Source organism: Kitasatospora sp. NPDC048296 (assembly GCF_043201815.1).
Classification (GTDB): Bacteria; Actinomycetota; Actinomycetes; order Streptomycetales; family Streptomycetaceae; genus Kitasatospora.
The window spans coordinates 1-12,538 of record NZ_JBICZB010000128.1; the positions used below are offsets into that span (position 1 = coordinate 1).

9 protein-coding genes are annotated in these 12,538 nt (G+C 72.8%); 3 read left to right on the forward strand and 6 right to left on the reverse strand.

Features of this window, described 5'->3' with window-relative positions:
• Nucleotides 1-119 precede the first annotated feature (119 nt).
• Together ACGF12_RS37180 and ACGF12_RS37185 are read right to left on the reverse strand one after the other, a co-directional pair.
• Nucleotides 120-1,679 (reverse strand): hypothetical protein, encoded by a 1,560-nt coding sequence (locus ACGF12_RS37180; protein ID WP_393040625.1) that lies wholly within the window; start codon nt 1,677-1,679, stop codon nt 120-122.
• A gap of 67 nt (nt 1,680-1,746) precedes the next feature.
• The gene (locus ACGF12_RS37185; RefSeq protein ID WP_393040628.1) at nt 1,747-2,037 is read right to left on the reverse strand and encodes an MbtH family NRPS accessory protein; all 291 of its coding nucleotides are present in this window, start codon (nt 2,035-2,037) and stop codon (nt 1,747-1,749) included.
• Between the two features lie 324 nt (nt 2,038-2,361).
• Here ACGF12_RS37185 and ACGF12_RS37190 point away from each other — a divergent pair, with 324 nt between their 5' ends.
• Nucleotides 2,362-5,583 carry an EAL domain-containing protein gene (locus ACGF12_RS37190; protein ID WP_393040631.1) on the forward strand — a complete coding sequence of 1,074 codons (3,222 nt, stop codon included), beginning with the start codon at nt 2,362-2,364 and terminating at the stop codon, nt 5,581-5,583.
• A gap of 211 nt (nt 5,584-5,794) precedes the next feature.
• Nucleotides 5,795-6,133: a hypothetical protein gene (locus tag ACGF12_RS37195; protein ID WP_393040634.1), complete on the forward strand. Its 339-nt coding sequence runs from the start codon at nt 5,795-5,797 to the stop codon at nt 6,131-6,133.
• Between the two features lie 36 nt (nt 6,134-6,169).
• Here the strand turns inward: ACGF12_RS37195 and ACGF12_RS37200 are convergent, their stop codons facing one another.
• Both ACGF12_RS37200 and ACGF12_RS37205 read right to left on the reverse strand, forming a co-directional pair.
• A complete protein-coding gene (locus tag ACGF12_RS37200) occupies nt 6,170-7,141 on the reverse strand; it encodes a DUF4331 family protein (protein WP_393040637.1) in 972 nt (323 codons plus the stop codon).
• Between the two features lie 145 nt (nt 7,142-7,286).
• Nucleotides 7,287-7,790 carry an AAA family ATPase gene (locus tag ACGF12_RS37205; RefSeq protein ID WP_393040640.1) on the reverse strand — a complete coding sequence of 168 codons (504 nt, stop codon included), beginning with the start codon at nt 7,788-7,790 and terminating at the stop codon, nt 7,287-7,289.
• Between the two features lie 260 nt (nt 7,791-8,050).
• Between ACGF12_RS37205 and ACGF12_RS37210 the strand changes: the two genes are divergently transcribed.
• Entirely contained in the window at nt 8,051-9,265 is a 1,215-nt protein-coding gene (locus tag ACGF12_RS37210; RefSeq protein WP_393040643.1) for an alpha/beta hydrolase family protein, read from the forward strand.
• Between the two features lie 39 nt (nt 9,266-9,304).
• Here ACGF12_RS37210 and ACGF12_RS37215 read toward each other — a convergent pair whose 3' ends face one another.
• Complete coding sequence (locus ACGF12_RS37215) at nt 9,305-10,045, reverse strand: hypothetical protein (protein WP_393040646.1); 741 nt, start codon at nt 10,043-10,045, stop codon at nt 9,305-9,307.
• 184 nt (nt 10,046-10,229) lie between these two features.
• Entirely contained in the window at nt 10,230-12,272 is a 2,043-nt protein-coding gene (locus ACGF12_RS37220; protein ID WP_393040649.1) for an FAD-dependent oxidoreductase, read from the reverse strand.
• Nucleotides 12,273-12,538 lie beyond the last annotated feature (266 nt).

The following is a 12,538-nucleotide window of genomic DNA, read 5'->3' on the forward strand; positions in this document are numbered from 1 at the left end:
CACCGCGTAGACGGTGCGTGACTCACATCCCCCCCCCCCCCACCACACCAACCAATAACTTTCCGTGGGGGGCTACGCGGACCCCGCCCCCCCCCCACTCCTCAGTCATCCAGGAACGATCAGGTGCTGCTCGGGCGCGGGGACGGCAGGGACGCCGAGCCGGCCAGCAGCGGCCATTCCTTGTGGAACGGCGGCAGCGGAAGCTTGCCCTCGATGATCGGGGTGCCGAAGATCTTCAGGTGGGCGGTCAGCGCGCCGTTCAGGTCGATGCCGCCGACCAGGGCCCAACTGCCCTGCACCTGCGGCCCGTTGCCGGGAAGGTCGACGGCGAGGGAGCCATCGGCCTTGGCGCTCAGGTAGGGGGCGACGGTGGCCTCGACGCCGACGGTGTCGTACAGGCCGAGGCTGACCTCGGCACCGAGGGCGGCGCGCACCGAGGCCTTGCCGTTGAGGCGGACGTGGACCGGGGAGACCTTGGTGTCGGCGTTGGTGGACGAGGTCCAGCCCTTGCCGCCGGTGTAGTCGGCGCGGACGGCCCAGGTGCCGGTGGCGTCCTGCTCGGTCTCCAGGTGGACCTGGCCGTCGGCGCTGACCTCCAGGTAGCAGGTGAGGCCGAGGTTGACCACCACGGGCAGGCCCGCGACGGTCAGCACCGGGCTGGCCTGCAGCTTGGCGAAGGGCACCCGGATGGGCGCCGCGCCGGTGTTGCGGGCGACGTCGCCGGTGACCTTCCACTGGGCGTGGGCGCCGAGGTCGAAGCCGATGGAGGCGGTGCGCGGGCTGGTGGCCTGCGCGCCGTGGTAGGCGAAGTGGACGGCCGGGTGCAGCTGGAGGGAGCCGGAGGCGTCCAGGCTCGCGCCCTCGGGCAGCGGCACGGGGGCCTTGACGTTCACCTCCAGGGTGCCGGAGGCGTCGGCCTGCACGCCACCCAGGTCGGCGCCGATGGTCGCCTTGAGGTCCTTGACCAGCGGCGTGATCTTGATGCCGTGGACGTCGACCGGGATCTGGCCGTCCGCCTCGGTGCCGCCGAGGAGTTCGGAGAGGGTGGCCGGGCGGGTGGTCAGGTTGAGGGTGTTGCCCGCGCCCTGGTTGACGCCGGTGACGGCGACCAGCGCGCCCTGCGGCGCGGCGGCGGTGGGCGGGCTGGCGATCAGCTGGCCGGGCTGGACGGCGGCGGCCGCGGCCGCGGCGGTGGCGGCGGCACTCGCGCTGGGGGTCGCGCTCGCACTGGCGGACGCGCTCGGGGACGCGCTCGGGGTCGCGACCGGGCCCGAGGCCGCGAGGACGGCCGTGCCCTTCCCCGGGTCGTAGGCGGTGAGCTGGAGGGCCTTGGTGGCGGCCGTGACCGCGCCGCCGTCCTTGCCCGGGCTGCCGATCGCGGCCTGGGTGTCGCCGGCCGGCGCGGTGGTGACCTGCGCGGTGCCCGCGGACGGACGGGCCGAGGCCGAGGCCGGGGCTCCGGCGCGGGCGCGCGGGGTGCCGGCCGCTGCGGCGGCGGCCGGGCTGCCCCCGGCGGCAGCCGCGCCGGTGTCGGCGGCGGTGCTGGAGGTGGCGGCGGCCGGTTCGACGGCGGCCTGCGGGCTGCTGCCGGGGCTGGTCGGCCCGCACGCGGCCGTTCCGGCGAGGACGAGGGTGAGCAGGGCGGCGGGCGCGGCCCTGCCTATCGAGGGTTTGAACACGCAGCGCAATGTTACTGACGAGGAATAAGTTTGTCGAAGACAGGCCAAGGCGCCGCGAAAGCGCAGGTCAGACCAGCCGCGCGGCGGGCAGTCGATCGCCCCTCAGCGGGCCCGTCACAACGGCCCCGGCCAGCTCGGCGAGGTACCGGGAGCGTTCCATCGGCGCCGGTCCCACCCCGCGCGCCCGCAGCGCGCCCGCCGGCCGGTCGCTGCGCTCGTCCAACTCCCGGCAGCTGAGCGTCGTGCCCTCGTCGGGCCCGTACACCGGGCGCCATCCGCCCGGGACGGTCAAGTCCCCGGGCCATATCGCGTACTGACCGTCGTCGTTGCGCACCACGGCGTGACTTCGGGAGCTCACATCCGCTCGTACGCCCTGTGCGCTGTCGGCTGCGTCGTCCACCGGCTTGACCTCGTGCTGAAGCGGCAGAATGCTGGGAGACGCGACATTCTCGACTATGCGCACCCACGGCACACCGACACCGCCCGTCACGGGACAACGCCGGTGGCCTGTGCGCCGATCCGCCCCGTCGATCCCGCGTCGACACCGCGCCGATACCGCATCGACACCGCCAACCACCGCGCCGACCACCGCGCGCTGACCCCCCGTACAGCGGCACAGCCCGCCCTCGCCCGTACTCCCCCGGCCGACCGGCGGGGTGATGTCGTGGAGGAGGTAGCCTCGTTGACTCGCCGGCGACAACGCCTGATGGCCTGCTACCTGCTCTGGATGGTGCTGTTCACCGGCATCCACTTCTCCTACCCCGGGTTGCGGGTCATCTGGTGGACGGGCATGGGCCTCGGCGGCGTCGCCGCCGTCGTGATCGGCGTCCGGCTCAACCGCCCGCGCCATCCGCTGTTCTGGTACCTGCTGGCGCTCGCCAACCTGAGCTTCATCACGGGCCAGACGATCCAGATCCTCGAACTCGACATCCTGCACCTCAACAACCCGTTCCCGTCCATCGCCGACGGCTTCTACCTCGCCGAGTTCCTGCTCTACGCGGTCGGCCTGCTCGGCTTCATCCGCTGGCGAACCGCCCGTCAGGACCGCGCCGGGTTGCTGGACGCACTGATCATCACCCTCGGCCTGGCCCTGCTGGTCTGGATCTACCTGATCCTCCCGTACGCCCGGAACCCGGACCTCACCTGGCTCCAGAAGGCCGTCTCGATCGCCTACCCGCTCGGCGACGTGGTCGTGCTGGCCCTGCTGCTGCGGCTGTTGACCCCGCGCGGCGGCAACTCCCGCTCGCTGCAACTGCTCACCGTCGGCGCCCTCGGGCTGCTCACCTCCGACATCCTCTACGGGCTGATCCAGCTGCACGGCACCTGGCGGACCGGCACCGGCGTGGACCTCGGCTGGGCCGCCTTCTACACCGCCTGGGGCGCGGCCGCGCTGCACCCCTCGATGGTCGAGCTGACCAGACCCGTCCCCACCCAGCAGCCGGACCTCTCCACCACCCGGCTCGTCCTGCTCACCCTCGCCTCGCTCATCGCGCCCGCCATCCTGATCATCGAGTCGCTGGCCGGGAACACCAGCGACGCGGGCGTGATCGGCGCCTTCTCCACCCTGCTCTACCTGCTCGTGCTGGCCCGGCTGGCCGTCGTCGTGGTCGCCAGACGCCAGGTGGTGGCCAGGGAACGGGCGCTGCGCGAGGCGGGCGCCCGGCTGACCGCGGCCGTCACCGTGGCGGAGGTCGCGGACGCCGTCCAGTCCGCCGCCTCCGCCCTGATGCCCGCCGAACCCGGGCACCTCGCCCTGCTCGCGGTCGCCGAGACCGGCGCCGGGTCAGGGAGCGGGTCGGGGGGCGAGTCGGACGTGCTGCACATCCGGCGCGCCGGGCCGGACCCGGCGCAGCACCGTCCCGCGCCGCCGGCCGCCGGCCGCCCGAACGTCGACGGCCCGGACCCCGACGACTCGTACGCCGACGACGAGGTGCTCGCCCTCGCCGCCGACCGGGAGACCCGGCTGCTGCCCGTCGACTCCGTCAACCTGCCCGCCCACCTGGGCCGGATGCCCTCCGCCCTGGTCTGCCCGCTCACCCTGGCCGAACGCCCCTCCGGCGACCCGGTGATCGGCGCGCTGGTGGTCACCGGCACCGAGCAGGAGCTGACCAGCCTCTGGGGCTCGCTGGAGATCCTGGCCGCGCAGGCCGCACTGGCCGTCGAACGGGTGGTGCTGAGCCAGGAGGTCACCCGGCGCAACAGCGAGCTGTACTTCCGCACCCTGGTGCAGAACGCCGGCGACGTCATCCTGATCCTGGACGCCGACGACGGCGTGCGCTACGCCTCCTCCTCCGCCGAGCGGGTGCTCGGCTACCCGAGCCTGCACGGCACCCTGCTGACCGACCTCGTCCCGCCCGAGGACATCCGGGCCGTCGGCAAGGCGCTGGCCCGGATGCGCGGCCCGGCCGACCCGCCGCACGGCGACCAGCCGCGCGAGCACTGGCGGCTGCTGCGCCAGGACCACACCCCGATCGAGGCCGAGGTCCGCTACACCGACCTGCGGGCGGATCCGACCGTCGGCGGCCTGGTGCTCACCCTGCGCGACGTGACCGAGCAGCGCCGGATGGAGCGTGAGCTGACCCACCGGGCCTTCCACGACTCACTGACCGGCCTCGCCAACCGGGTGCTGTTCCAGGACCGGGTCGGCCACGCCCTCTCCCGCGGCGAGCGCAGCGGCGCCGTCACCGGGGTGCTCTTCATCGACCTGGACGACTTCAAGGTGGTCAACGACACCCAGGGCCACGCGGTCGGCGACGAACTGCTGGTCGCCGTCTCGCTGCGGATCTCCACCGCGCTGCGCAGCTCGGACACCGCCGCCCGACTCGGCGGCGACGAGTTCGCGGTGCTGGTCGAGGACGCGCTCCGCCCCGGCGACGTGGACACCCTCGCGGGCACCGTGCTGGCGGTGTTCACCGAACCGTTCAAGCTGAGCGCCGGCTCGGTCCGGGTCAGCGCCAGCATCGGCGTGGCGACCACCGAGGACAGCGTGGACGCGGCCGAACTGCTCACCCACGCCGACCTCGCGCTCTACTCGGCCAAGGCGGCCGGGCGCCGCCAGTGGTGCCACTACCGGCCGGCCCTGCAGGCCGGGCTGGTGGAACGGCACGAGCTGAACGAGAACCTGGACCTGGCGATCGCGGAATCGGCCTTCCAGCTGTACTACCAGCCGATCGTCGACCTGCGCACGGGCTACCTGGTCGGCTTCGAGGCCCTGGTCCGCTGGCCGCACGACCGGCGCGGCATGGTGCTGCCCGACGAGTTCATCGCCCTCGCCGAGGAGAGCGGCCAGATCGTCCCGCTCGGCGCCTGGATCCTGGAACGCGCCGTCCAGGAGGCCGCCGCCTGGCACGCCACCAGCTCCGCCCCCCGCGCCGCCGCCGGACGGCCCCCGCTGCGGGTCAACGTCAACGTCTCCGCCCGCCAGTTCCGCGACGCCGGCTTCATGGACGTCGTCCGCCACGCCCTGGACACCTCGGCCATCGACCCGCGCACCCTGGTCCTGGAGCTCACCGAGTCCGTCCTGATGCGCCGCGACGACCGCCTGCGCGCCGACATGGCCGCCCTCGGCGACCTCGGCGTCGGCCTCGCCATCGACGACTTCGGCACCGGCTACTCGTCGCTGTCGTACCTGCGCGAGCTCCCGATCTCCATCCTCAAGATCGACAAGTCCTTCATCGACGGCCTCGGCCACTCCCCCCAGCAGTACGCCCTGGTCGAGGGCATCACCCGGATCGCCGACACCCTCGACGTCCAGGTCATCGCCGAAGGCATCGAACACCCCGACCAGCGCGACCTGCTCGCGGCCATGGGGTGCCCGCTGGGGCAGGGGTACCTGTTCGCGCACCCGATGGACGGGCCGCAGGCGCGGGCACTCGTGCGACGGGCGACGTTCGAGGCGGCCTGAGCCACAGCCGGCCCGCATCGATGCGCAACCGCTGAGGAGACACTTCACCTCGCCTCCCCGGCGGTACCGCCTTTCACTCCCGCAGCTATCGGCCGTGCCGGTGGCGGAGCGTTCCGAGAACGCTCCGCCACCGGCATTCGTGTGTGCGGTTGCCGACGGCCGGACAACCGGCGAGGATGCCCAGCTCAGTGCGCATTTCGAGGAGATCATCATGGCAGCGACAGATCCGTCCTGGTACGCGGTGCGGTGTGTGTTCCGGTGGGATGCCTCGGAGGGGCCGTGCTACGAGGAGCGGCTGACCCTCTGGCAGGCCGGGTCGGCGGACGGGGCCATCGCCCGGGCCGAGGACGAGGCTCGGCGGTACGCGAGCGAAAACGGCCTCCGCTACCTGGAGTTCGCCCAGTCGTACCACCTGGCCACCGACGGCCGCCCGGGCGACGGGGACGAGGTGTTCTCGCTGCTACGCGACAGCCGCCTCGACCGGGACGCCTACCTCGACCACTACTTCGACACCGGCCAGGAGCACCAGACCACCACGACCGAGGACTGACGGCCACCGTGGTACCCGGTTCGAACCGATGTCCGGCTACTTGACCGGGTGCGGGTGCCCGAGGTGCGGGAAGGTCGGGAGCAGGTCGGTGTGCGGGCCGATGTGGTCGCTGGTGATCTTGCCGCCGGAGACCATGGTCAGCCGGGCCGAGGTCACGTCGTCCACCAGGGTGCGCCCGTTGGGGTAGCCGGCCGGGCGGGAGCGGTCGTAGCGGAGGATGTCCGGGAGGATGAGCTTCAACGTCTCGGTGGCGGCCTCGGTGGTGTAGTCGCCGGTGTGCTGGAGGACGGCCGTCCAGGCCTCCCGGTAGGTGTCCCAGTCGTCGGCGGGCTCGCCTGCGTTGTAGGCGTCCTTGACGTTCTCGGCGTTGAAGTAGGCGGTCAGGGACGGGTGGGCGCCGCGGTCGACGGAGACGAGCCGGCCGTTCTGGCTCAGGCTCACCCGGGCCCAGACGCCGATGGTCGGGGCCGGGCCGAGGTCGGTGTCCGGGACTTCCAGCGCGATGCCGAAGACGTTGGCGTCGGCCATCGCGTCCTTGCCGGTCCAGGTGAAGTTGTCGACGATGCCGTCGAGGTCGGCGAAGAAGGGGTCGCTGCGCAGGCCGACGGACAGCTTGTAGCCGTTCGCCTCGACGACGTTCGGCGCGTCGCCGAACGCGACCGGGACGGCGGAGAACAGGACGTCGCCGGTGGGTTGGTGGTTCTGGGCGGCGGAGCCGGTGGAGCGGTGGACGGTGACGTCCTGGGTCCCGGTGCCGCGGTCGGGGGCAGAGAAGGTGAAGGAGTACGCGACGTCGGCGCGGTGGTCGCCGTCGCTGTCGATGTTGATCCGGTAGACCGCGTCCGGATGGAACTCGGCCGCCTGGGTGGGGGCGTACGGGTTCACGTTCATGATCAGCACGGTCCGGCCGGGCGCGTCGGCCGCCGGGAAGGCGAAGAGGTCGGTCAGGTCGAGGCGGGCATCGCCGCGCGGGGAGCGGAGGTTGGGTCCGCTGAGGTGGTGGGACATGGGGATGTGGTAGCAGGCGGCGTCCGACGCGACCGCCTCGACACCCGCGCCTCGCCGCGCTGTACGCCGATCGGAGTCAGCAGGCGGAGGCGGCGGGCGGAGGCGGCGGGGCGACGAAGGTGTGCCGCAGCGCGACCGGGGCCGGCTACGCCCGGGGCTGGACGAGGACCTGCTCGCCCTCCCCCACCGGCTCCTCGAAGTTGGCGAAGTAGCGGCCGAACAGCTCCTCGTCCACCGTGACGGCGTTGGCGCCCCGCTGCTCGTTGCGCACCGCGAGGCGGGCCTCCAGGGTCGACCGGTCGGCCTTGAGGTGGACCAGTTCCCAGCGGCAGCCGTGGCTCTCCACCAGCGCCTTGTAGTCGTCCCGGGCGGCCCGGTTCCAGAAGCTGTAGTCCACCACGACATCCCGCCCGGCGCGCATCAACTCGACGAGTTCCAGGCGCTGCTCGCCGCGGATCCGGTCCTTCAGCCGGTCGAAGGCCGCCGGCTCCAGCACCCGGCCGGCGTCGCGCTGCCCGATCCGCTGCCAGACCACCTCGTCGATGGAGAGCCGGACGTAGCCGCGCCGTTCCAGCTCCTTGGCGTAGGTGGTCTTGCCCGCGCCCGGGAGTCCGCACATCAGCACCACGGTGCTCAATCGCTCTGTCATGCCCGGAGGTTAGCCGTTGAGCGTGAGCACCCGCCCCGAGCCGAAGGGGCGCGCCGGTACCGAAAGGGAGAAGCGACGGAGCGACGAAGGAGCGACCGAGCGCCGACCGTCGGCACCGGGTCCGAGCGCCCCGGAGGCGAGCGGGCGAGTCACAGCCCGCATCAGCCTGGGGATGTAAACCCGTGGACCAATGCGCGCGGCCGGGAGATCAATCGGTGGACCGATGCCGCCCGCCGGCGCCGCGTGACACCGTTCCGCGCATGGACACCACGCCGTTCACCGGCTCCAACGGACTGACGCGCCGTCGCATGCTGGGCACCGCCCTGGCCTTGGGCGCCGCCGCCCCGCTCGGTCTGGCCTCCACCTCCTGGGCCTCCTCACCCTCCGCCTCCGGGAGCGCGACCGGCCGACTCACCCTGCCCGCGCCCGCCGGCCCGCACCCCGTCGGCACCGTCGCGCTGCACCTGCGCGACGCCTCCCGGCCGGACCCGGCCGCCGGGCCAGGCCAGTACCGCGAGCTGATGGCGAGCGTCTGGTACCCGGCCCGGCAGACGGACGGACTCCCGCTCGCCCCCTGGCTGGCCGACGGCCCGATGCAGCTCTTCCTCGACGACACCGGCTACCCGCTCCCGCTCTCCCTCGCCCCGCTCACCTCCGGGCACGTGGGCGCGCCCGTCCACCGCAGCGGCCACCGGCTGCCCGTCGTCGTCTACGCGCACGGCGCGCACAGCCACCGGGGCGACCACACGGTCATCGTCCAGGAGCTCGCCAGCCACGGCTACCTCGTGGTCACCGTCGACCTCCCCCACGACGCCTTCACCCAGTTCCCCGGCCGCCCCCCGGTCACCCCGTCCAGGGACCCGAACGTCGACACCGGTGTGCGCGCCTACGTCCCGGACTTCCGCTTCGTGCTCGACTGCGTCGAGGAACTCGCCGCCGGCCGCAACCCCGACGCCGACCGGCGCGAGCTGCCCGAGGGCCTGCTCGGCGCCCCCGACCCGCAGCGCATCGGCATGTTCGGCTGGTCGAAGGGCGGCAGCGTCACCGCCCAGACGGCGGTCGTCGACCCGCGCGTCCGGGCCGGGCTGAGCCTCGACGGACCGATGATCCCGACCATCACCACCGACCTCGACCGGCCGTTCCTGATGATGACCGCCGACTGGCCCCGCACCCCGGACTCGGCCGCCGAGACCTTCTGGACCCACCTGCGCGGCTGGCGGCTCAACATCCGGGCCGACGGCGCCGTCCACTCCTCGTACGGGGACAACATGACGCTGATCCCGCAGGCGGGGAAGCTGCTCGGGATGAGCGAGCAGCAGATCCAGCAGCAGGTCGGCACCCTCGACCCCGAGCGCGGGATGCTCATCCAGCAGGCCTACCCGCTCGCCTTCTTCGACCAGCACCTGCGCCACCGGCGCGGGCACCTGCTGGACGGGCCTTCGCCGCGCTTCCCGGAGGTCAAGTTCCTTCCGTAGCCCGGTCGCGGGACGTACGGGACGACGCCGGCGGACGGGTCAGACCGACATGCCCTGGGCGGCGGCGGTGGGCGCGGTGGTGCTGCCGGCCGTGGCGCCGAGGGTGTGTTCGACCTTGGCGACGGCGGTGCGGTACTGCGCCGAGGCGGCCTGGGAGTCGGCGCCCTCGCGCTGGAAGAAGCCGAAGGCCATGCCGACGGTGCCGAAGCGCTCGATGCCGATGTAGGCGTTGAGTTGCACGCCGGCGATCGTGCCGTCGAGACGGACGGCGGGGGCGTCCGGGCGGTCGCCGAGGGTGACCGGGGTGACGGTGAAGGTCACGGAGTCCGTGGTGTCGGCGTTGAAGGTGATGGCGTGGCAGGTCTTGAACGCGTCGGTGGCGGTGCTGAAGTCGGCGGTGAGCCTGTCGGAGTCCTCGGCGGTGAGGGACTGGGTCACTATCGGGTTGCCGTCCGGGCCGTCGAGTTCGGTCTCGGCGCGCGGGGTGGCGGGGCCCGGGACGGTGGCGTGCATCTCGATCAGGGCGCTGAGTGCGTCGCAGCCGGTGACCGGGGTGGGGTTCTCGCCGGGGCCGGGGCTCTCGGTGGTGGGGCTCTCGGCGGTGGGGATCTCGGTGTAGTCGGCGCCGAGGTCGTTCGCGGTCAGCAGCGCCGACTGCAGCTGGTCGGCGGAGGGGAGGTCCTCTGCCGGTGCCGCCGATGCCGGCCGGGCCGGCCCCAGGGCGGCCGCCGCCACCAGGATCGCGGCTGCGAGGGCGTGGAGAGGCCTCGGGAGGGACATGGCTGGCCCCCGGTCGGGAGTTCGGGCAGGGACAGGGCACCAGTGTCCCACCGGGGGTCGGGCGGGGCGCGCGGGGCGGGTATCGCCCCAGCTCACCGGCAGGGTACGGAAACGGCAGGCCGAGGGCCCGCGACGCAACGCGCCGCGGGCCCCGAGCGCCGGGTAACCCCCCGACCACCCGACGTCAGATGCTCGCGGCCAGCTCGGTGCCCTGCTTGATGGCCCGCTTGGCGTCCAGCTCCGCCGCCACGTCCGCGCCGCCGATCAGGTGCGCGGTCACGCCGTTCTCGCGCAGCGCCTCGTACAGGTCGCGGCGCGGCTCCTGGCCGGTGCAGAGCACCACGGTGTCCACGGGCAGGAGTTGACGCTCGCCGTCCACGGTGAAGTGCAGCCCGGCGTCGTCGATCAGGTCGTAGCCGGCGCCGGCGACCATGGTGACGCCGCGGTGCTTGAGCTCGGTGCGGTGGATCCAGCCGGTGGTCTTGCCGAGCCCGGCGCCGACCTTGGTGGTCTTGCGCTGCAGCAGGTGGACGCTGCGCGGGGGCTTCGGCCGCTCGGGGGCGCGCAGTCCGCCGCGCTCGTGGTACTCCGGGTCGATGCCCCACTTGGCCTGGAACACCGGCGGGTTGAGGCTGGCCTGGTCGCCCTGGTCGGTGAGGAACTCGGCCACGTCGAAGCCGATCCCGCCCGCGCCGAGGATGGCGACCCGCTCGCCGACGGCCGCGCCGTCGCGCAGCACGTCCAGGTAGCCGAGCACGCTGGGGTGGTCGATTCCCGGGATGTCGGCGGGGGTTCGGGGCGTGACGCCGGTCGCGAGGACGATCTCGTCGAAGCCCTCGGCGGTGAGCTGCTCGGCGCTCACGACGGCGCCGAGGCGCTGGGTGACGGCCAACTCGGCCAGCCGGGTGCGGTAGTAGCGCAGCGTCTCGTTGAACTCCTCCTTGCCCGGGATGCGCCGGGCGATGTTCAGCTGCCCGCCGATCGCGTCGGCGGCGTCGAACAGGGTGACGTCGTGGCCGCGTTCGGCGGCGGAGACGGCGAACGCGAGCCCGGCCGGTCCGGCCCCGACGACGCCGATGCGCTTGCGCAGCTTGGTGGGCGAGAGCACGAGTTCGGTCTCGTGGCAGGCGCGCGGGTTGACCAGGCAGGACGTGATCTGGAGGCTGAAGGTGTGGTCCAGGCAGGCCTGGTTGCAGCCGATGCAGGTGTTGATGGAGTCGGCGCGGCCGCCCTGCGCCTTGTTGACGAACTCGGCGTCGGCGAGCAGCGGACGAGCCATCGAGACCAGGTCGGCGCAGCCGTCGGCGAGCAACTGCTCCGCGATCTCGGGGGTGTTGATGCGGTTGGTGGTGACCAGCGGGATGCCGACCTTGCCCATGACCCGCTTGGTGACCCACGCGAAGGCGCCGCGCGGCACGGAGGTCGCGATGGTGGGGATGCGGGCCTCGTGCCAGCCGATGCCGGTGTTGATGATGGTCGCGCCGGCCGCCTCGACGGCCTGGGCGAGCTGGACCACCTCGTCCAGGGTGGATCCGCCGGGCACCAGGTCGAGCATGGAGAGCCGGTAGACGATGATGAAGTCCTCGCCGACCCGCTCGCGGACCCGGCGGACGATCTCCACCGGGAAGCGCATCCGGCGCTCGTACGGGCCGCCCCACTCGTCCTCGCGGCGGTTGGTGGCGGCGACGATGAACTCGTTGATCAGGTAGCCCTCGGAGCCCATGATCTCGACGCCGTCGTAGCCGGCCCGACGGGCGAGCTCGGCGCAGCGGGCGAAGTCCTCGACGGTCTGCTCGACCTGCTCGGCGGTGAGCTCGTTGGGCACGAAGGGGCTGATCGGAGCCTGCAGGGCGCTGGGGGCGACCAGGTCGCGGTGGTAGGCGTAGCGGCCGAAGTGCAGGATCTGCAGGGCTATCCGCCCGCCGGCCGCGTGCACGGCGTCGGTGACCACCCGGTGCCTGTCGGCCTCCTCCTCGGTGGTCAGCATCGCACCGCCCTCCCAGGGGCGCCCGGCCTCGTTGGGGGCGATGCCGCCGGTGACGATCAGGCCGACGCCGCCTCGGGCGCGCTCGGCGTAGAAGGCGGCCATCCGCTCGTAGCCGCCTGGGGCCTCCTCCAGGCCGACGTGCATCGAGCCCATGATCACGCGGTTGGGCAGGGTGGTGAAGCCGAGGTCGAGCGGGCTGAGCAGGTGCGGGTAGCTGCTACTGCCGGGCGTGGAGCTCATCGACGTCTCCTGAAGGGGCGGCCGGTGGGGATAGTTACCGCAGGGTAGGGGACGGTCGAGGTGCTATGCAACTAGTTGCATAGCGGGTCGGCGAGCCGGGGAGGCACGAGCTGGGAGAGCGAGCCGGGAGACAGGTGCGGGCGGACATGCGGAAGCCCCGGCCTCCTGGAGCTTAGGTTCTAGCGGTCGTCGCAACACCCCAGCGCAAGGGGTGCGATGGACTTCAAGATCCGCAAGAACCGGACGGTGGGGCAGGGACCGAAGAA

Excerpts from the sequence above, each read along its gene's own strand:
- ACGF12_RS37220 (WP_393040649.1), bottom strand. The coding sequence starts at position 12,272 with ATGAGCTCCACGCCCGGCAGTAGCAGCTACCCGCACCTGCTCAGCCCG.
- ACGF12_RS37195 (WP_393040634.1), top strand. The coding sequence starts at position 5,795 with ATGGCAGCGACAGATCCGTCCTGGTACGCGGTGCGGTGTGTGTTCCGG.
- ACGF12_RS37205 (WP_393040640.1), bottom strand. The coding sequence starts at position 7,790 with ATGACAGAGCGATTGAGCACCGTGGTGCTGATGTGCGGACTCCCGGGC.
- ACGF12_RS37210 (WP_393040643.1), top strand. The coding sequence starts at position 8,051 with ATGGACACCACGCCGTTCACCGGCTCCAACGGACTGACGCGCCGTCGC.
- ACGF12_RS37215 (WP_393040646.1), bottom strand. The coding sequence starts at position 10,045 with ATGTCCCTCCCGAGGCCTCTCCACGCCCTCGCAGCCGCGATCCTGGTG.
- ACGF12_RS37200 (WP_393040637.1), bottom strand. The coding sequence starts at position 7,141 with ATGTCCCACCACCTCAGCGGACCCAACCTCCGCTCCCCGCGCGGCGAT.